Genomic DNA, 19,407 nt, shown 5'->3' on the forward strand with positions numbered 1-19,407 from the left:
CACCTATCCGATCTGCAGACTTTGACCGCCATCGACGACCAGTTCTGCGCCGGTGATGAACGATGCATGTTCAGAGACCAGGAATGCCACGGCATCCGCGATCTCCATGGGCTCGCCGAGACGGCCGATGACCGACCTGGCGATCAGGCTGCTCTGGGTTTTCTCGTCGAGCATGGGGGTCGCCACCGGTCCGGGGAACACCGCGTTCACCCTGATCCCAGACGGTCCGAGTTCGGCGGCGGCCACCTGGGTCAAGCCGCGCAGCGCCCATTTGGACGAGCCGTAGGCCGCGTGGTTCGGGAACGGGCGCATGGCGCCGGTGCTGCAAGTGTTAACGACGGCGGCCCCGTCAGCCCGGCGCAGATGTTCCAGTGCCGCCCGGATGCCGAGGAAGGGGCCGAGGCAGTTCACGCGCCAGCTGCTCTCGAAGCCGGCCGCGGTCTCGTCGAAAAGTGCCGCCCGGTGCAGGATCCCGGCATTGTTGACCAAGGTGGTCAACGCGCCGAAGCGGCTGCTCACCTGGTTGATGGCCGTGGCCCAACTGTCTTCGGAGGTGACATCCAGCGGGATCGCCAGCACATTCGGGTTCTCCAGCGCGGCTGTGCTGGCTGCCAGTGCGTCGACCTGCACATCGCAGGCCGCGACCCGGAAACCGTCGGCGGCGAGCCGGGCGACGATCGCCGCTCCCTGGCCGCGGGCGGCCCCGGTGACCAATGCGACACGATCGGTCACTGATATCCCCCTGCTTCTGTGCTGCCCGCCGCGGCGGTGTCACCGGTCGCCTCGTGGAGGTGCTCTGTCGCTCCCCTCCGCAACGCCTGAGATTCCGAGGCCAAGGTGATCATCCGGAACCCCCAGCCCGCCATCGCTTTTCCAACTTTTCCTGCGCCGGCATGGATACCGGTGACCAGACCTGCCGCGGACGCGGTGGCCTGAATCCGGGTCATCGCGTCGCGCACCTCGGGTTGTGTCGAGGCCTCGGCAGGTCCGTAGCCCAGGGAGATCGCCAGGTCGGCGGGGCCGACGTAGATACCGGATAGACCGGGCACCGCGCAGATCTCGTCGAGGGCATGCAGACCCGCAGCGGTCTCGATCATCGCAAAGACACTGGTCCTCGCTTCTAGGGCGGCCGGGTCGGTGCCGAGGCTGGCCCGCAGCGGCCCGAAGCTGCGCACCCCGACCGGGGCGTAGCGCGTCGCAGCGACGGCGGCCGCCGCCTGGGCCGCCGATTCGACCATCGCGATGATCACCGCGTCGGCACCGGCGTCGAGCACCCGCCCGATCGGGCCGGGATCCGGCGATGGCAGTCGCACGGCGGTCGCGATCGGCACGTGCTCCAGGCGGCGCAACAGTAACGCGATGTCGGCGTCGTCGAGATAGCCGTGTTGGGCATCGAAACCGACATAGTCATAACCGGCTTGGGCGTATTCCTCGGGGCCGATGATGGTGGGGCCGACCACCCAGCCGCCCCAGACCTGCTGCTTCCCGGACAGGGCTGCCTGCAGCCTGCCGACTGGGTACGTCATGACGCGATCGCTATCTTGATGCGCTCGGGGGTGGGCCGGCTGGCCAGTTCGAACGCCGCCTGCGCGTCGGCCACGGCGAAGGTGTGCGTGAGGTAGTCGGCAAGCAGATTCCGATGCTCCCTGGCGAAGGTGTCCGCAGTGGCCAGCATCCGCCGCCGGTCCAGTGTCACACCGGATTTCAGCGTCAGGTTGTTGCGAAGCATCGTGCGGATGCTAATCGGATAGTAATCATCGTCGGGCACCCCGAAATAGAACACCGTGCCACCGAAGGCGGCGGCTTCCACCGCGTGCCCCAAGGTGGCGACCTGATGTCCGACCGCCTCGATGACGATATCGGGCCGGTCGTTGGGGTCGAGATGACTCACCCACCGGTCGCTGGTCGCGCGCACGATGGCATCGACACCGAACCGCTTCCCGATCGCGGCCCGGTCGACCGGGTCGATGCCCGTGACATGCGCCGCGCCGGCCACTTTCGCCGCATACGAGAAGAGCAACCCGATGGATCCCTGCCCGATGACAGCGACGCGGCGGCCGGTGACGTCGGGGAGTTGTTCCATCGCGTAAAGCACGCAGGCCAGCGGTTGCAGTGCGGCTGCGAGTTGCGGACTGAGGTCGGAATCGTAGGGCGCCAGACCATTACCGTCGGCGACGACGAATTCCATCAGACCGTCGAACCCTGATGCCCATCCGACGACCCGGTCGCCTTCGCTGTGTTCGTGATGGCGACTGGCGAGCACTTCGCCGACGATCTCGTGGATCGGGAAGCCGTCCTTGTCCGCGCCGCTGGTCCCGGTGTCTCCGGGAATACGGCCGCGCGTCCCCCGGAAGGCGGGCATATCGCTGCCGCACACCCCCGCAGCGAGGAAGCGCAGCAGAACCTGACCCTCGGCCAGGGATTGCGGTGCGATCGCCGGACGCTCGGTGCGTTCGAAGGTGTACGGGGCGACGAGTCGGTAGGACCACATAGTCAGACCTCCACCGGCAGATTATTCCAACCCCATTGAAAGCTCGACGGTGGTCGCGACGCCGCCTCAACGTCGATCCGGTAGTCCGGCACGCGTTTGAGCCATTCGGTGACCATGATGCCGATTTCCAGACGGGCGAGGTGTACGCCGAGACAGAAGTGCTGTCCTCGACCGAAAGCGAGAAGCCGTTCGATGGGCCGATTCCAGATGAACTCGTCCGCGTCGTCGTATTCGCGTTCGTCGCGGTTGGCAGATGCGAGCAGGGTGATGATCCGCTGCCCAGGTTGAATTGTTATGTCGTGCAGTGTGAACGGTCGACGGGCGGTGCGGGCGAACCACTGCGCCGGCGCGCAGTAGCGGATCATTTCCTCGCGGGCGACCGGTACGTTGGTGATCAGATCTGCTCGTACCGCGGACATCTGCTCGGGTCGGCGCTCGAGTTCCCAGAGTCCGTGCGCGACGATCTTCGGGACGGTTTCCGTGCCGCCGATGAAGACGCCGAGCATCTGCACCGCGACCTCCATATCGCCTAACACACTGCCGTCGGGCAGGCGGTAACCCAGCAGTCCGTCAACGATCGGTAGCGCGGTTCCGTCACCAGCATCGGCCCGGCGTGCTTGCACGATGGGGCGCAGGTACTCCAGATACCCGGGCCGGGCGTTCGCGGTGTTCACCCCACTACCCGGCTGAGCCAGGCTGCCGGCATTGACGACTGCCAGCACATCGGCGGCCAGATCCACCGGCAGCCCAACCAATTCGCAGACGATCGAAGCGGCCACTATCCCGCCGTAGTCCTGGGTGAGGTCGAAGGTGCCGCGCGGTAGCAGTTCGTCGAGGCGCTCATTGGCCAGCACGCGGATTCGGTCTGCCAGGGCAGCAACGGATTTGGGCCGGAACTGAGTCGAGGTGCAGCGACGCACGCCGTCGTAGATCTGAGTGTCGAAGTTGGCGTGGAAGGGCAGCGGATGCAGCGGCGGATCCGGAACCGGTCCGTCATTGTGCGTGGCCAAAACCGTGGCCGCAGGCAGGGTGCCCTCCGAGGCGACGAAGGTGCCGTCGTTGATCTCCAGCACGGCCCAGATATCGGCGAAACGCGATAACGCATAGGTGTCCCACTGCGGCAGGTAGTACACCGGATGGTGCTCGCGCAGCACGCGGTAGTGCGACAGCGGGTCAGCCATCACCTCTGGATCGAACGGATCGTATGAGAACCCTTGTATCACGGAGCTTTCCAGGCCGGCGTTCATTGTAGCGGGGAGGGCGGCAAGGCAGCCAGGATCGAATCCTCCCAGCCGTCACGCAGGGCGGGGGCCACGCTCATCCACGTGACGATCTCGGGCGGCGGGCTGTCCTTCCACGACGGGTAGTGCTCCTCGAAGCACGCCCAGTCCCCGTCCAGTGCCCAGTAGTGGATGACTTCATTGAACCGGAACGTCGTGATGAACGACCCCAGCCACCGCTTGCCGGTGCTCTCCGACCACGGTACGTAGAGGCGCTCGAGCTCGCGGATGTAGTCGTCCTGGCGGCCCGGTTTGGTCTGCATGATCTCCTGAATCACCAGTCCCGCTCCGAAGTTTGCGTCCCGCAACTGCGTCAGCGTCTTGTTACTGCGGCCCGCGTACATGATCCGGCCCTCACCGGTGGCGCCGACCCCACCGAGATAGGTGGCCCACTTGGTCGCGACCGCGCGGTGGCTACCGCCCCTGGCCTGTTCCCGGCCGATCCGCGCATAGTCGGCGAACGCGTCGATCTCCCAGATGATCGTCACCTGGGGCCAGTGCCCGTTGTATGGGGTGGATTCCCAGATGGCGAACAGGCGCGCACCCAGCTCGCTCATCATCGGGTGGTAGAGATCGTTGAAGACCTCGGTGAATCCGTCGCTGTGCGCCGATCCGAGCAAGATCGTCTCGTGGAGGTAGAGAAGTGTGTGGCTGTGGTACTTCTTCATATTCACTTTTGCCGGCCGGTGGTTGACAGTGACACCTAGCGAGCGTGACACTTGTGCCGTGTTTTGTAAAGGTGCGAGACCCTACTGCCGGGCCGGTCTGATGAGGAAGGTCCGATGAGCCTGACTCCACTGGCCAAGGGTTTCTGTTTCGGTGAGGGGCCGCGCTGGTTCGAAGGCTTGTTGTGGTTCTCGGACATGCTCGGCGAGGCCGTGCACACCGTGAACCTCGACGGAGATATGACGACGTTGGCGCTGCCCGGTCATGCCCCGTCGGGCCTCGGTTTTCGCCCCGACGGCACGCTGCTGATCGTCTCGACCAAACACCGCCGGGTGCTGCGCTACGACGGTGAAAACGTCTCCGTCCTGGCCGACCTCGCCGGACTCACCTCCGCTGACCTCGGCGATATGGTGATCGACCGGCTCGGCCGCGCGTACGTCGGCGCGCAGGCTCGCTCATGCGGTGTCATCATCCGGATCGATCCGGACGGCGCCGCGACGGTGGTCGCTGAGCACCTCGATTTTCCCAACGGCATGGTCATCACACCGGACGGCCTGACGCTCATCGTCGCCGAGTCGGTCGGCCGGCGGCTGAGCGCGTTCACCATCGATGGGGCCGGCGGACTCGGTAGCCGCCGCGTCTTCGCCGACGGCCTCGACGGACCGCCCGACGGCATCACCCTCGACGCCGATGGCGGCATCTGGGTGTCGATGACGCTTGCGCACCAATTCGAGCGTGTCATCGACAGCGGCGGCGACGCGATCGTCACCGACCGGATCGACGTCGCCGATCGCACCGCGATCGCCTGCACGCTGGGCGGCCAGGAGCGCCGGACGTTGTTTCTGCTCTCCAGCACAGACGCCTACCCGGAGCGCCTGGTCGGCACCAAACTCTCGCGCCTGGACACCATCACGGTGGACGTTCCCGGCGCAGGCCTGCCCTGAAAGGACGGCATGACGGTGTCCACCACCGCGGCTTATTACTACGAACTCCTCGACCCGGCCGACCCTTTAGGTGAGCGATTCGCCTCGACCGACCTGGTGCGCAGCACCTGGACCGCGGCGATCCAGCACGGCGCACCCCCGTCGGCCCTGCTGGTACGGGCGTTGGAACGCTGCGCACGCCGCGATGACACCCGGCTGAGTCGGGTGCTGATCGACCTACTGGGCCCCATCCCGGCCGAGGGCGATGTGTGGGTCAGGTCCGAGGTGCTCCGCCCCGGTAAGCAGATCGAGCTGATCAGTGCGGAAATGCTGGGCCTCGGTCGCGACGGGCAACCAAGACCGGTCGCCCGCGCGACCGGCTGGCGCCTGCAGACCATCGATACCGAGGCGCTGGTCCACGCGCCGGCGCCGGCGCTGCGCCCGCTGACCGAGGCCGTCAGCCGGGACATGGCAAAGGATTGGGACCGCAATTACATCCACAGCCTCGATTGGCGTTGGCTGACCACACCACGCAGCGCGGGCCCAGGGGAATCCTGGATCAAACCGATCGTCGACCTCGTCAAGGGTGAAACCATGACGCCGTTGGAACGGCTTTTCGCGGTGGCTGATGACGCCAATGGTATTGGCGCCAAACTGGATATCACCACGTGGACGTTCCTCAACACCGACCTGGTGGTGCATATCCACCGGATTCCCGACGGAGACTGGATCGGGATCCGGGCCGAGACCAACTATGGACCCGACGGTATCGGAACCACCCTGGGCACATTGTTCGATGAGCGTGGTGCGGTCGGGGCCATTGCGCAGTCGGTGTTGGTGCGGCCGCGTCCTCGTTGAGCCTCTAGTCCTGCAAGCGTAAAGCCGCAGCGGGACACTGGGTTACGGCTTGGCGCATCCGCTCGCGGTCCGCCTCCGGCCGGTCGTGATCGAGGATCTCGACACTACCGTCGTCCAGCACTTCGAAAACGTCCTCGGCGATGGATTCACAGATCCCGTGTCCGGTGCACTTGCCGAGGTCGACATCAACCCGCATGGCTTACCTCACTCTCCTCGGCTCTCGGAAGCGACAAAGATTAGCGTGACACTTGGCGAATAATTTGTAAAGCTAACACCATGCAGTCACCGCCCGCGCGCCCGCTTCTCGGCCTGGCCGCACACCTCGGCCGCAGCGTGCAGCGCCTCGCCACCGATGCCGCGATCGGCCGGACCAGATCGATCCCCCGCGGGGTCGCTGAGCTCGACGCGACATACCTGTCGGACATCATGGGGCTCCCTGTGACATCGGTGGCGGTGATCGGTGAGACCGCAGGCACATCGTCACGCGCCCGACTGGCACTGACCGGCAAGGGAGTTCCGGCATCGGTGTTCGTCAAGATGGCAGCGGAGACTGCCGCCACGCGATTGATGGGCGAACTGGGCCGCCTCGGCGACACCGAAGTGCGCTTCTACCGCCAACTCTCACCGGAACTGCGCGGTGTGCCGGTGTCCTACGGATCGGCCTTCGACCCGCTGACCGGTCGCTATCTGGTGGTACTGGAGGATCTGGCCGTCGAGCCGTGCCGTTTCCCTGACACCCTTCACCCACTGGGGCCCGACGAGGCAAGTCTGGTCCTGGAACGACTCGCTCAGTTACACGGCACGTTCTGGGGCCGACTCCCCACCCGCAGTGGTACCGGCCCACTGGGCTGGCTGTACACCGCATCGGCCGATAGCGCCTCTCTGCTCACCGGTCCGCTGTTGAAGACATCAGCGCGCCGCATCGCCGAGAAATCTGACATCCCCGTGCAGCACGGACAGTTCATCGACGAAAACTACCGCGCTGCTGCCCATCTCATCGATGCCACCCCTCATACCGTCATGCACGGTGACGCACACCCCGGCAACGTCTACTTCCGCAGCAGCCAGGCAGGGCTGCTGGACTGGCAGGCCGTGCGTCGTGGTCACCCGTCCCGCGAACTGGCCTACACATTGATCACCAGCCTGACGACCGCCGACCGGCAGGCCGGCGAACGGGAGCTTCTCGACGGGTACCGCGCGGCGCTCGTCGCTGCTGGCGGTCCGGAAATCAACCGTGACGAACTGTGGGATCGATACCGCCAAGCCGCGCTATACGCCTACGTCGCGCCGTTGATCACCGCGGGAATGGGCGGAATGCAGGACGACGGGATCGCGATGGAAGGCCTCCGGCGGGGCGTCGCCGCACTGGCGGACCTGGAAACGGTGACACTGCTCAAGAAGTCGTTGTGACTACGATCTGAATACCCCTACAGAACGTCGTGAGGTCTGGAACGTGAATCAACCACTACCCGCCGAAAGTGATGGGCCGTCCACAGGTGATGATGACACCTCGACACGGCATCGACTCCTTGCGGCCACCGCCGAGGTGCTGGGTCGCAACGGTCAGACCAAGCTGAGCCTGTCCGAGGTCGCGTTGCAGGCCGGGGTGTCCCGACCGACGCTCTACCGGTGGTTCGCCTCCAAAGAGGAGCTACTTGCCGCGTTCAGCCGCTACGAGCGCGATAACTTCGATTCCGGAGTCAGCGCCGCCACCTCGGGCTTACGTGGAACCGAAAGGCTGGATGCGGCACTGCGTTTCATCGTCGACTATCAGCGGTCGTATTCCGGCGTTCGTTTGATCGATGTCGAGCCCGATGTGGTGATAGCACAGCTCGTCGATGTGATTCCGCTGATGCGAGCGCGGCTTCTCAAGCTGCTGCCCGGTCCCAACGGAGCAGTCAAGGCCGCGACCGCGATTCGGGTGGCGGTCTCTCATTACATCGTCCGCAGCGACGATGAAGATCAATTTTTGGCCCAGCTCCGGCACGCTGTGGGAATCAAACAGTCCTAGAAGACCCCGCGATCGCGCAGGGTCACTGCGAATGCCTTGAGATCGGCGGCGAACAGTTCCGGCTGTTCGAAGGCGGCGAAATGCCCACCTCGGTTCTGCTCGGAGTAATACACCAGGTTGTAGCGTTTCTCCGCCCACGCCTTCGGCGTCTGCAGCAGTTCATAGGGGTACTTGGCGAATCCGGTCGGCACGGTGACGTGCCCGTCCCAGGCACTGAGCGCACCGGTGCCTGCGTGCGCGGACTCGTAGTACAGCCGGGCTGCGGACGTGCCGGTACCCGTGAGCCAGTACATCATCAGGTTGTCGATCAACCGATCGATGCTGATCGGCATGCCATCGCGGGTGTCGGACCAGGCGTGGAACTTCTCCAGGATCCAGCCGGCCAGCCCCAGCGGGGAGTCGTCGAGACCGAACCCCAGCGAGTGGGGCCGCGTCGACTGCAGCTCCATATAGGCGGTGCCGTCGGCGATCCGTTCCGCTGAGGCGACGATCGCCCCCAGCTCGGTCTCAGAGACACCGACCATCACGTCGGGATCGTCATGGGCGAGCATCGCGAACAACATGTTGCAGTGAATGGCAGCCACATTCGGCGCGTAATGCTCACCAAGGTGCCGGGTCACGATGCCACCCCAGTCGCCGCCTTGGGCGATATAGCGCTCGTAGCCCAGCTGGGCCATCACATCGGCCACCGCAGCCGCCACCGTCGCCGAATCGATACCGCGCGCCGCCGTGGGTCCGGAGAAGCCGTATCCCGGCATCGAGACCGCGACCACATGAAACGTCTCCCGCAGCAGCGGTATCGCATCGACGAACTCGATGATCGACCCCGGCCAGCCGTGCGTCAGGACCAGCGGGATGGCATCCGCCGCGGGCGAACGGGCGTGCAGCAGGTGGACCTGCTGACCGGCGGCCTCGGTGCGCAGGGAGCCAAGGCTGTTGAGCTCCGCCTCGGTGGCCCGCCAGTCGTAGCCGTCCACCCAGCGCTCCACCACCGACCGCAGGAAGGTTTGTTCGGTACCGTAATCCCAACCGGCGCCGGGGATATCGGCGGGCCAGCGGGCAGATTCCAGCCGGTGCCTCAGATCGGTCAACTGGGCATCGTCGACGGCAATGGTGAATGGCTCTGGCACACCGGCTGGTGACATGGAAAACCTTTCGATCGTCAGAACTTGGCGATGACGTGCTGGCCGAACAGGTCGAGCGTTTCGAGCAGGTGCGCAAGGCTGTCCCCGGGCAGGGACACTTGTACCCACGTCACGCCGACCTTAGCGAGCTCCGCCAGCCCGGTCAGGTAGGCATCGACATTGAACCCAGCGGTCCCCGGGTCACCGCCCCTGAAATTGTTGAAGCTGATATCGATCGCCGACCAGTCCCTGCCCGCGGCATCGAAACGCCGCCGCAGATCGTCGGTGCCTGCCGATAATCGCTCGATGGTGTCCATTGCCGCGGTACCCGCGGTCGTGGCCAAACCAGGTGGTGCGGCGAACGGCGCCCAACCATCCCCGTGTAGCACCACCCGTTGGCGCGCCGTGCCGGTGTTACCGCCGATCCAGATCGGGGGATGCGGCGTACTGAAGGGCCGCGGGTGCGCGGTGATGCCCTTGGCGGTGAAATGCTGCCCATCGAAGGACAGGTCGTCGCCAGTCCAGATCGCCCTGATCACCTGCAGCGCCTCATCGAATAGCACTGCCCTGGTGTCGAATTCGACCCCGAGGGCGGCGAATTCACGTTTGAGATAGCCCAGGCCCACCGCCAGGGTGAAGCGGCCGTCCGACATCAGGTCCAGCGTCGCGCCCGCCTTGGCCACGACGAACGGATTGCGGTAGGGCAGGACAACGACGTTGGGGATCAACCGGATCGACGAGGTCCGTGCAGCCGCGAAACCCATTGCGACGAAGGGATCGAGGCTGTCATGACCACCGGCGTCCAACCACCGCTGGGTCGGTGCAGGGTGATCGGTGAACCCGATGCCGGCGAACCCGGCAGCCTCGGCCGCCGCCGCGACTGTGCCGACACCGCTGCCAGAGACCAGATCGGGATTACTAGGGTGGGTGATGATCGGATAGGTGAAGGCGAAGCGCATGATCGGCCGTCCTTAGCTGTGCGTTGATCCCGAATCCGGGGCGGGGAGGCGGCGGGCTTCGAGCAGTTCCCGCAAGTCATCGTCGAGATCGACATCAAGCGATCGCAGCATCCAGGCCAGACTCTGGTAGCACCCGACGGTGTAGATCAGATCGAGTATCTGCTGGACGTCGAGGTGCTCTCGAAGCAACTCGAGCGTCGGCGTACCGATACTGCCATCCCCGACCAGTTCGTCGACCGCCCGAAGCAACGCGGCGTCCAGCACATCCCACATCGGTGCGTCGGCACCCCAGGCGATCCAGGCGATCTCGTCATCGCTGAGCCCGACATCGCGAGCCAGGAACAGATGCTGAGCCCATTCGTAACTCGATCTCGACACCGCTGCCACGCGCAGGACCAGCAATTCGCGTTGTCGCTCAGTCAGGGTGGTGGCCATCAGCAGATGCCCATTCAACGTCAGGAAGGCCCGTGCCAGAGCGGGATGATGCGCCAGCGTCCCGAGGATGTTCGCGCCCTGAGGCCTACCGTCGCGCTGCAACCGCTGATGGCGCGGGTTGGGGGGCAGCATCGCCGCCAATGCCTCTCGCATCTCCGGCGGCCACTGCCTCTTGTTCAGCGGTTCGATACGGGCCATTGCAGCTCCTTCTCACTGGATATTCACAGGACGCCAAGCACATAGCGTCCATCGTCGGGATGGTGGTACCAGCCGGCCGACGCGGCGGTGCCGCCGTCGACGTGCAGTGTCTGGCCGGTGACATAAGAACTCAGGTCAGATGCGAAAAATACTGCAGCTCCAGCCATTTCGTCGACATTCCCGGCGCGTCCCATCGGGATCATCATCTTCGCACCCTGCTCCCACCCGGTCGCCGACATAGCGCGGATGCCCTCGGTGATGGTCAGGTCGGGTGCGAGACCGTTGACCCTGATGTGGTGCGGAGCCAGCTCCAGTGCAGCAGTTTTGGTGAAGTTGATGACCCCGGCCTTGGCGGCGGCGTAAGCGGCGTATCCCGGTGCCGCCCGCACTCCCTCGATGGTGCTGACATTGATGATGCTGCCGCCCTGCCCAGCGGCGACCAAGGCACGCGCGACCCGTTGCGTGCACAGCATGACCTGGGTGAGGTTGGCCCGAATCAAGGCATCCCAGCCTCCAAAACTGGTATCCAACAGCGGTGAGGAGAAGACACCGCCCGCGTTGTTCACCAGGACGGTGGGGACGCCCAACTCCTGCACGGTTCTTGCCAATGCCGCATCGACCTGATCGGGATCGCGGACGTCGGTGACGCAGGCCAGCACATTCGCCTCAGCCGCCGCGGAATGTGCACTGCCTTGGTCCTTCTCCCAGATGGCAACCTGTGCGCCGTACCGGGCGAACGCCAGCGCGATGGCGCGCCCGATACCCGAACCGCCGCCGGTCACAACGGCTACCCGACCGTCAAGTGCGACCGCATCACGCTGTAACACCATCAGGGCCTCCTCGTCATGCTGTGCACTCGCCCAACATAACGCAGCCACATGCAGCCCAACTATCCGCTGCGGTCGTGTGCCCGACGGGGCTCCACCGGCCCTGTCTCGGACTCACCGTGGACGCCGAGCTCGTAGCGCGCGAGTTGGGTGAGCATCGACCCGACCAATGAGATCGCCGCCATCTTGATGGCCTGAAATACTAGGTGCCGCTACCTGTTTCGCAGATCCGGCAGTCCTACGCGAGCAGCGCGCGCACCACGTATCGCTCGACAAACAGCCGCTTATCCGGAAGCGGCCGGTGCCGCCACGGCGGGGCCAACAAGAAATGCGATACCGAGTTCATCCAGTGCACCGTCACCCGCAGGTCCAAATCGGCGACCAGCTGACCATCGGCCTGCCAGGCCTGCAATAGCGGACCGAAATGGCGCATCAGCACATCGACGACCGGCTCGGCACCGGCCTGAACGGCCGAGACCACGGCCGTGCTTTCGTTCGCGAACAGCGCCTCGTTCAACGGATTCCCGTCGACGCGGGAGATGGGCCCGAGAATGAGGTCGAGGATCGACGCGGCGGCATCTTCTGGCTGGGGCAGCCCGAGGACGAAGTCAGCCATCGCGGCGTCGGTGCGCATCAGCAGCAACCCGAGCAGGAGCTCGTCACGGGAGGCGAAGTAGCGGTACACCGTCGATCGGACCACACCGGCCTCGTCGGCCACCTCGGCCATCCGGATCTGGGCGTTTCCCCGGCGGGTGATGCACCTGGCCGCCGCCTCGAGGAGTAGCCGCCGCGCTTCGCCGTCGTCGAGTAACGCCCGATCGTCACCCCACCGACGACCCGCAGGCTGCGACATGTGCTGAATCCTACGGGCCGGCTCGACTGTGCCACCCGCGTTACATCCAGGCCCGGCGCCCGCTTCTCGCCGGCATGTTGGGGTCGTGAATTGACCCAGGCTTTGTACTGAAATTAACCAATTCTGCTACGTAAATTCTGTATTACGTCACTGTTACCGCTAAAGTCGTGACATGCGGGATAAGTCGGTATACATCGAGGTCGAGACGCTGCGTGAACGCACCGCCGGTCCGGCCGTTTCTGCCGTTGCGTTAGAGATTCATGTCCGCGTGGTCGACCACACGGTCCAAACGGCATTCCCGGCATTCATCTCCGATACCGATCTCGACGCCATCGCGCCTGGACCGATCACCACGATCGTGGCGCTGGAAATGTGCCTGGCCGGAATGTGGCACCGCGCCAAGGACGGGTACGTCATCTCGGACTTCGATTTCATCGACCACATGTCGGCGTGCGCGGCCAGGCGCAGGCTGAAATCCGCACAGGTGCGTTGGACCAGGAAAGCCATCAACGCCTGCCTGCGCGGCTGGCGCGCACTCAACCGGGATAATTTCGTCCCGCTCTGAGTCCAGCTCGGCACCTCAGGCGATAGCGCCGGTGTCCTTGAGTTCCGCTATCCGGTCCCAATCCATCCCGATCTCCATCAGCACCAGCTCAGTGTGTTCGGAAGCCTGTGGTGCCCTGGTGGTTTCGAGCGGTTCATGGTTGAACTGGACCGGCCCTCTGACCACCTTGAATGGCGCGCCACCGTCGCCGGCTTCGACCTCGGCGATCATATCGTTGGCGATCGCCTGTTCATCGGAACCGAGATCGACCAGACTCTGGAACGGCGCCCACTGACCCTTCATCGTCTTCAAATGCTGACGCCAGTACTCGAACGGCCTGCTGCGAATCGCTTCGGTGATCAAAGCCACTGCGGCATCGGCATTCTCGATGAGCGGCAACACATCGGCGAACCGCGGATCATCGGCCGCGTCGTGAAGCCCGAGGTGTTCGAAAGCATCGCGGATATACCCGGTCGGACTGACGATGCACAGGTTGATGGTGCCGCCGTCAGAGGTCAGGTAGTTGCCGAGGAATGGGTTCACCGACGGACTGGTGGAGTTCGGCATCAGCGAGCGCATCGTTTCACCGGTCTCCATCCCCTGCGTCACGCTGGCACCCGCCGCCCACCATGCAGTACTCAACAGGGAGACGTCGATTTCCGTCGCCTCACCGGTCCGTTCCCGGTGGAACAGCGCTGCCGAGATGCCACCGGCGATGTTCATCCCGCCGATCGAATCGCCGAAAGCGGGAATCCCTTGGGACAGTGCGCCACCCAACTCTTCAGGAGTAAGGGCATGGCCGACGCCACTGCGCGTCCAGAAGGCGGTGCCATCGAATCCGCCGGAATCCCGCTCCACCCCTTTGTCGCCGTAGGCGCTGCCGCGGGCATAGATGATGTTCGGGTTCACCGCACGGATGTGCTCGACGTCGAATCTGTTCTTCTGCCGCTGCGCAGGTAGGTAGTTGGTCAGGAACACGTCCGCCGTTTTGGCGATCTCGTAGAGCACTTCCTGACCGCCGGGCGTGGACACGTCGATACCGACGCTGCGCTTACCTCGGTTGGGATGCTCGATCAGGGGGTGCCGGTCGGGATCGAGCTGGTAACCACCCATGTTGATGAAACCGCGCTGGGTGTCACCCCGCACCGGATGTTCCACCTTGATCACGTCGGCGCCCCAGTCGGCCAGGATCGCTCCCGCCGCAGGAACGAACGTGAACTGCGCAACTTCCAGGACGCGAACGCCCTGCATCACCTTGGTCAACTCGACACTCCCTGCAGCGGACGGTGCGTGACACTTATCCAAGAAACTGTAACAAGGCGCTCATGGCAGCACGATGCGCAGTCGTTCCCAGCCGCGCACTGTCGACGTGGGCGCGAGCTCGAGGCTGTCGTAATCAATGGCCCACTCAGGGAAGCGGTTCAGCAGTTCGTCCAGTGCAACCCGGCCTTCCAGGCGGGCCAGGTTGGCGCCGAGGCAATAGTGCAGGCCCTTGCCGAAGGTCAGGTGCGCACCGTTGTCACGGTGGATATCGAAGGTGTCGGGATTGCGGTAGCGGGCCGGGTCGCGGTTGGCAGCGCCGAATAGCAACAGCATCGCGCTGCCCGCGGGAACCGTCGTGCCATAACAGTCGACGTCCTTCGCTACGTACCGGGCGACGTGCGGTCCCGTCGGCTCGAACCGCAGGGTTTCGTCGACGACACGGTTGAGCAGGGACCGGTCCTGCGCGACCTGGCGGCGTTGATCGGGATGTTCGGCAAGCACTTTGGCCAGCCAACCGATCAGCCTGCCGGTGGTCTCGTTTCCCGCGCCCGCCACCACCTGGGTGTAGTGCAGCACTTCCTTGCGCGTCAGGGTCCGCGTCTGGCCGTGCTCGTCTTCGAACTCCACATTGAGCAGGGCCGTCATCAGGTCGTCGGAAGGATGCGTCGACCGCCACTCGACATAGTCGGCGAACATCCGACCGTCGGCGATCGCATCGGCCTTGGTCACCTTCATCGGAGTGCCGGGTCGGGTGCGCAGGTTGGCGTCTTGGCGATCGCGATAGCTGATCTGATCGGACTCCGGGATGCCGAGCAGCATGCCGATGACACGCATCGGCATCATCGAGGCGAGTTCGGCGATGATGTCGAATCCGTCGGATCCGACCAACGGATCCAGACAGCCGATACAGAACCGCCGGATCTCATCCTCGATGGCCGCCATCCGGCGGGGGGTGAACACCCGCGACATCAGCCCCCTCAGCATGCTGTGCATCGGCGGGTCCTCGAACATCATCACGCCCGTCGGCATCGCAAAATCGGATTTCACCAGCTCCAGGATGTCACTTCGACTGTTGGAGAACGTCTCCCAATTCAACAGGGCCTTCTCGACGTCCGTGTAGCGCGACAGCGCCCAGAAGTCGTACCGCTCGTTGTAGTAGATCGGCGCGTCCTCACGCAGCCTGGCGTAGGTGGGATACGGGTTCGCGGTGATCCCCACGTCGTACGGGTCGTAATAGACCGGCATTACCCACCCCCCTGCTGAGCGATCGCTCAGAATCTGGTGTGGGTATGTCTAGCAGGGGCCAGGTCGGTGGTCAAGGGCGGCCGTCTGCACACCGCGGCGCACCAGGTAACCCGCGACCGCCGCCGCCAGACACCCGGCCACCCCGGCGGCCAATGCGGCGCGCCCGCCCAGATTGTGCGCGATAACGCCGATCAGAACCGCCCCGACCGGGGTGGACCCGACGAAAAGCGTCGTCCACAACGCCGTGACACGACCGCGCATCTGGGGTGGTGCGGACAATTGGATGGTGCTGTTGCCGGTGGTGAGGAAGGCGATGCTGGCCGCGCCGACCAGCGCGGCCGCGACGACACCGGTATACACCGTCGGACAGACGGTCAGCACGGCCATGGCGATCGCGTAAGCGCCTGCCACATAGACCATTCGACGCAACCCGGTGACCGGCCAGCGCAACAGAATCAAACCCATCACGACCGAGCCGATACCGAATGCCGACGTCAGCCAGCTGTAACCGTCCACACCGGCACGCAGCGTCTGTTCGGCAAAAATGGGCAGGCTGGTTTCGAATTCGTAGGTCAGCGTGCCGACGAACGCCATCATGATCAGGGGCCCGACGAGCTGTGGATTGTTTCGGGCCACTGCCAGCCCCTCCCGCAGCTGACCGTGCGCTCGCGCGACGGCGCCCGCCGGTCTCAGCGTCGCGGTATGCAATGTCAGCAGCGCGATGATCACCAACGCGAAACTGATTGCGTTGAATACGAAACACCAACCGAGACCGTAGGAGTGGGCCAGGAAGGCGGCGACGGCGGGTCCCAGGGTGCGCCCGACGTTGGCCAGGATGCTGTTGGTGGTGATCGCCGGGCGGAGTAGCTCGGGTCCGACGAGTTCGGGGATGAATGCCATTCGCGCCGGATTATCAAGGCACGTCATGAAACCGAAGACGGCCGCAGCGGCGAAGACCTGCCAGATCGCGATCGTGTGCGTCAGGACCGCTGCCCCCACGGCCAGCGTCGTCGCACCGAGAACCGATGAGGTGACCAGCAGCACGTGGCGTTTGTCGTTTCGGTCGACGATCAGGCCGGCATACGAAGTGCACAGCAGCACAGGAAGATACCGAGTCGCCATCACGAAACCGAGCGTGATCGACGAATGGGTCAGGTCCAGTACCAGTAGCGCCAGGGCGATGGTTTCGGCCCACGACCCGACCAGGCTGACGGACTGGCCCGCGACGAAGCGCCGGTAGTTCGGCACCGTGAACACCATCCGCACGGACGGCTGCGGGACTGTCACGCCGCGACGGCCATTCCGTCGAGCGCGGTCAGCTGTTCGGCGGACAGCGTAATATCCACCGCGCCAAGTGATTCCTCCAGGGTGGACCGGGTCCTGGCGCTGAGCAGGGGTACCAGGTCATCGCCTTGGGCACTGACCCAGGCGATCGCCACCTGTGCGACGCTCGCACCGAGTTGTCCCGCGATCATGCCCAGCCGATCGAGTAGGACCCGGTTGCGCGTCAGGCCGCGGCCCAGCACGCCGTAGGCGGTGGCGCCGACGCCCAGTTCGCGGCACATCGGCAGGATCTCGGCCTCCGGGCCTCGGGAGAACAGCGAATATTCGCACTGGACATCACTGATCGGGTGAACGGTGTGCGCACGGTGCAGCGTCTGTGCGTCGACGTCCGTCAATCCGATGGTGCGGACATAACCAGCTTGCACCATCTCCGCGATGGCACCGATGGTGTCTTCGACCGGCACCTCGGGATCCAGCCCCGCCGGTCGATAGATGTCGATGTACTCGGTCCCGAGTCGCCTCAAGGTGTAGGTCAAAAAATTCTTCACCGCGATCGGGCGGGTGTCGTAACCCAGCCAGGACATGTCCGGTCCACGCATGACTCCGAATTTGACGCTGATCTGCACCTTTTCCCGGGCAAACGGGTCGAGCGCCTCGCGCAGGACCACTTCGCCATCGCCCATCCCATAGAAGTCGCCGGTGTCCAGGAGGGCGATTCCGTTGTCCACCGCGGCACGAATGGTGGCGATGCTCTCGCCACGGTCGGCAGGTCCGTACATCCCCGTCATACCGGTCAGACCGAGCGGCGATGTCGCCCCAAGGGAGCCCAGCCTCTTGGCGATCCCTGTGATCGTCATTCCGGTCTCCTTCAGCGTGCCGCTGGCGGTTGATGTCCTTCCACCTTGGCCGATGGGGCCGTCCATGTCGGCAACGCTGACGTGCAGATGTTCTACCTGCTAATGGGTATTGAACAGCGCGCCTCCTCGTGATATCGAATGGTGAGAGGGACGCTGTTCACCGAGCCGCCGGTCGGTGAGCGTCATTACCTGCTGAAGCGATGATCGACTTCTAAAGCTAGATCACGCCCCGACCGGTGGTAAGGGTTCCTACAAGCACTGATGGGATGTCGTGCCACCTGAGCACTGATCCATTAGCTCGTCGCCGGGCACCCTTGGGCTCGAACATGTTTGACGACCAAGGAGGGTGCTACATGATCTTCGTCGGCGACGACTGGGCCGAGGACCATCACGACGTCCATCTCATGGACGAGACCGGGACGCGACTGGCTTCGCGTCGATTACCCGAGGGACTTGCCGGAATTGGCGAGTTCCATGAACTGTTGGCCAGACACACCGCAGAACCCGGCCAGGTGATCATCGGGATCGAAACCGACCGCGGCTTATGGGTCACCGCACTCGTAGCCGCCGGCTACCAGGTGTATGCCATCAACCCCATGGCGGCCGCCCGCTACCGCGACCGCCACCACGTCTCGGGAGCCAAGTCTGATGCCGCCGACGCCAAACTCCTGGCCGATCTCGTGCGCACCGACCGGCACAACCACCGACTCGTCGCTGGCGATACCGCTGAAGCTGAAGCGGTCAAGGTGTTGGCCCGGGCGCATCAGAACCTGATCTGGACCCGAAACCAGCACGCCAACGCCCTGCGGTCGGCGCTGCGGGAGTACTACCCGGGTGCACTGGAGGCATTCGACGATCTACACGACCGCGACGCCTTGGCAGTTCTAGGTCGCGCCCCGAGCCCGGTTCAAGCCGCTACCTTGAGTCTCGCCAAAATCCGATCGGCACTCAAAGCTGCTGGGCGACAACGCAATCTGGATACTCGCGCTCAAGAGATTCAGGCTGCGTTACGCAGCGAACAGCTGACCGCCCCCGCCGCAGTGACCGCAGCGTTCGCGGCGAGCACCCGCGCCATGGTCGGCATCATCAATGAGCTCAACCATCAGGTCGCCGACCTTGAGGTTGAGCTGGCAACACATTTTGAGACACACCCGGACGCCGACATCTACCTCTCCCTGCCAGGACTTGGTGTCATCCTCGGCGCCCGGGTGCTCGGCGAGCTCGGCGATGATCCGAACCGATTCACCACCGCCAAGTGTCGCAAGAACTACGCCGGAACTTCACCATTGACCATCGCCTCGGGCAGAAAACGCGCTGTGCTTGCCCGCCACGTACGTAATCGCCGCCTCTACGACGCTATCGACATGTGGGCCTTCTGCGCGCTGAGGTCCAGCCCTGGGGCCCGCGCCTACTACGACCAACACCGCGCAGCTGGCGACCTTCACCACCAAGCCCTTCGAGCCGTCGGAAACCGATTCGTCGGCATCCTCCACGGCTGTCTGCGCCACCACACCCACTACAACGAACACAAGGCCTGGGCGCACCGCCAAACTAACCCTGACACCCAGGCCGCTTGACACTTACGAACC

Annotated in this window: 21 protein-coding genes; 6 read left to right on the forward strand and 15 right to left on the reverse strand. The window is 64.5% G+C overall.

The features are described 5' to 3' along the window. Nucleotides 1-3 precede the first annotated feature (3 nt). The 5 genes from ADBZ9O_RS00870 to ADBZ9O_RS00890 form a co-directional block, all read right to left on the reverse strand. Complete coding sequence (locus ADBZ9O_RS00870; RefSeq protein ID WP_526527598.1) at nt 4-732, reverse strand: SDR family NAD(P)-dependent oxidoreductase; 729 nt, start codon at nt 730-732, stop codon at nt 4-6. After that, nucleotides 729-1,526 carry an HpcH/HpaI aldolase family protein gene (locus tag ADBZ9O_RS00875; protein WP_526527599.1) on the reverse strand — a complete coding sequence of 266 codons (798 nt, stop codon included), beginning with the start codon at nt 1,524-1,526 and terminating at the stop codon, nt 729-731. The genes ADBZ9O_RS00870 and ADBZ9O_RS00875 overlap by 4 nt, the downstream gene beginning before the upstream one ends. Beyond that, on the reverse strand, nt 1,523-2,491 hold the full coding sequence (locus ADBZ9O_RS00880) for a zinc-binding dehydrogenase (protein WP_526527600.1): 969 nt from the start codon (nt 2,489-2,491) through the stop codon (nt 1,523-1,525). Before ADBZ9O_RS00880 ends, ADBZ9O_RS00875 begins: the two co-directional genes overlap by 4 nt. 2 nt (nt 2,492-2,493) lie before the next feature. Further along, nucleotides 2,494-3,672 (reverse strand): cytochrome P450, encoded by a 1,179-nt coding sequence (locus ADBZ9O_RS00885; protein WP_526527601.1) that lies wholly within the window; start codon nt 3,670-3,672, stop codon nt 2,494-2,496. Between the two features lie 62 nt (nt 3,673-3,734). Beyond that, the gene (locus tag ADBZ9O_RS00890) at nt 3,735-4,439 is read right to left on the reverse strand and encodes an NIPSNAP family protein (protein WP_526527602.1); all 705 of its coding nucleotides are present in this window, start codon (nt 4,437-4,439) and stop codon (nt 3,735-3,737) included. Nucleotides 4,440-4,553: 114 nt separating this feature from the next. On the opposite strand from ADBZ9O_RS00890, the gene ADBZ9O_RS00895 reads away from it, so the two are divergent. Both ADBZ9O_RS00895 and ADBZ9O_RS00900 read left to right on the forward strand, forming a co-directional pair. Continuing rightward, a complete protein-coding gene (locus tag ADBZ9O_RS00895) occupies nt 4,554-5,381 on the forward strand; it encodes an SMP-30/gluconolactonase/LRE family protein (protein WP_526527603.1) in 828 nt (275 codons plus the stop codon). Between the two features lie 9 nt (nt 5,382-5,390). After that, on the forward strand, nt 5,391-6,218 hold the full coding sequence (locus tag ADBZ9O_RS00900) for an acyl-CoA thioesterase domain-containing protein (protein WP_526527604.1): 828 nt from the start codon (nt 5,391-5,393) through the stop codon (nt 6,216-6,218). A gap of 4 nt (nt 6,219-6,222) precedes the next feature. On the opposite strand, the gene ADBZ9O_RS00905 is transcribed toward ADBZ9O_RS00900, so the two are convergent. Then, complete coding sequence (locus ADBZ9O_RS00905; protein ID WP_526527605.1) at nt 6,223-6,414, reverse strand: ferredoxin; 192 nt, start codon at nt 6,412-6,414, stop codon at nt 6,223-6,225. 80 nt (nt 6,415-6,494) lie between these two features. Here ADBZ9O_RS00905 and ADBZ9O_RS00910 point away from each other — a divergent pair, with 80 nt between their 5' ends. Together ADBZ9O_RS00910 and ADBZ9O_RS00915 are read left to right on the forward strand one after the other, a co-directional pair. After that, nucleotides 6,495-7,628 carry a phosphotransferase gene (locus ADBZ9O_RS00910; protein WP_526527606.1) on the forward strand — a complete coding sequence of 378 codons (1,134 nt, stop codon included), beginning with the start codon at nt 6,495-6,497 and terminating at the stop codon, nt 7,626-7,628. Nucleotides 7,629-7,671: 43 nt separating this feature from the next. Further along, nucleotides 7,672-8,229 carry a TetR/AcrR family transcriptional regulator gene (locus ADBZ9O_RS00915; protein ID WP_526527607.1) on the forward strand — a complete coding sequence of 186 codons (558 nt, stop codon included), beginning with the start codon at nt 7,672-7,674 and terminating at the stop codon, nt 8,227-8,229. Here ADBZ9O_RS00915 and ADBZ9O_RS00920 read toward each other — a convergent pair. From ADBZ9O_RS00920 to ADBZ9O_RS00940, 5 genes are all read right to left on the reverse strand, one after another. Further along, nucleotides 8,226-9,374, reverse strand: coding sequence for an alpha/beta fold hydrolase (locus ADBZ9O_RS00920; RefSeq protein WP_526527608.1), 1,149 nt, complete (start codon nt 9,372-9,374; stop codon nt 8,226-8,228). The genes ADBZ9O_RS00915 and ADBZ9O_RS00920 overlap by 4 nt on opposite strands. A gap of 17 nt (nt 9,375-9,391) precedes the next feature. Beyond that, complete coding sequence (locus ADBZ9O_RS00925; protein WP_526527609.1) at nt 9,392-10,312, reverse strand: LLM class F420-dependent oxidoreductase; 921 nt, start codon at nt 10,310-10,312, stop codon at nt 9,392-9,394. Between the two features lie 12 nt (nt 10,313-10,324). Then, a complete protein-coding gene (locus tag ADBZ9O_RS00930; RefSeq protein WP_526527610.1) occupies nt 10,325-10,945 on the reverse strand; it encodes a carboxymuconolactone decarboxylase family protein in 621 nt (206 codons plus the stop codon). Between the two features lie 23 nt (nt 10,946-10,968). Then, the gene (locus ADBZ9O_RS00935) at nt 10,969-11,775 is read right to left on the reverse strand and encodes an SDR family NAD(P)-dependent oxidoreductase (RefSeq protein WP_526527611.1); all 807 of its coding nucleotides are present in this window, start codon (nt 11,773-11,775) and stop codon (nt 10,969-10,971) included. 235 nt (nt 11,776-12,010) lie between these two features. Next, on the reverse strand, nt 12,011-12,625 hold the full coding sequence (locus tag ADBZ9O_RS00940) for a TetR/AcrR family transcriptional regulator (protein WP_526527612.1): 615 nt from the start codon (nt 12,623-12,625) through the stop codon (nt 12,011-12,013). Between the two features lie 172 nt (nt 12,626-12,797). Between ADBZ9O_RS00940 and ADBZ9O_RS00945 the strand changes: the two genes are divergently transcribed. Continuing rightward, nucleotides 12,798-13,190: a hypothetical protein gene (locus tag ADBZ9O_RS00945; RefSeq protein ID WP_526527613.1), complete on the forward strand. Its 393-nt coding sequence runs from the start codon at nt 12,798-12,800 to the stop codon at nt 13,188-13,190. A gap of 15 nt (nt 13,191-13,205) precedes the next feature. Here the strand turns inward: ADBZ9O_RS00945 and ADBZ9O_RS00950 are convergent, their stop codons facing one another. From ADBZ9O_RS00950 to ADBZ9O_RS00965, 4 genes are all read right to left on the reverse strand, one after another. After that, nucleotides 13,206-14,420 (reverse strand): CaiB/BaiF CoA transferase family protein, encoded by a 1,215-nt coding sequence (locus tag ADBZ9O_RS00950; RefSeq protein ID WP_526533762.1) that lies wholly within the window; start codon nt 14,418-14,420, stop codon nt 13,206-13,208. Nucleotides 14,421-14,492: 72 nt separating this feature from the next. Continuing rightward, nucleotides 14,493-15,677 carry a cytochrome P450 gene (locus ADBZ9O_RS00955; protein WP_526527614.1) on the reverse strand — a complete coding sequence of 395 codons (1,185 nt, stop codon included), beginning with the start codon at nt 15,675-15,677 and terminating at the stop codon, nt 14,493-14,495. Nucleotides 15,678-15,725: 48 nt separating this feature from the next. Then, a complete protein-coding gene (locus tag ADBZ9O_RS00960; protein WP_526527615.1) occupies nt 15,726-16,964 on the reverse strand; it encodes an MFS transporter in 1,239 nt (412 codons plus the stop codon). Further along, nucleotides 16,961-17,818 carry an aldo/keto reductase gene (locus ADBZ9O_RS00965; protein ID WP_526527616.1) on the reverse strand — a complete coding sequence of 286 codons (858 nt, stop codon included), beginning with the start codon at nt 17,816-17,818 and terminating at the stop codon, nt 16,961-16,963. The genes ADBZ9O_RS00960 and ADBZ9O_RS00965 overlap by 4 nt, the downstream gene beginning before the upstream one ends. Nucleotides 17,819-18,171: 353 nt before the next feature. On the opposite strand from ADBZ9O_RS00965, the gene ADBZ9O_RS00970 reads away from it, so the two are divergent. After that, nucleotides 18,172-19,395 carry an IS110 family RNA-guided transposase gene (locus ADBZ9O_RS00970; protein WP_526527617.1) on the forward strand — a complete coding sequence of 408 codons (1,224 nt, stop codon included), beginning with the start codon at nt 18,172-18,174 and terminating at the stop codon, nt 19,393-19,395. Nucleotides 19,396-19,407 lie beyond the last annotated feature (12 nt).

Origin of the sequence: Mycobacterium sp. (assembly GCF_965229105.1) — a bacterium.
GTDB lineage: Bacteria > Actinomycetota > Actinomycetes > Mycobacteriales > Mycobacteriaceae > Mycobacterium.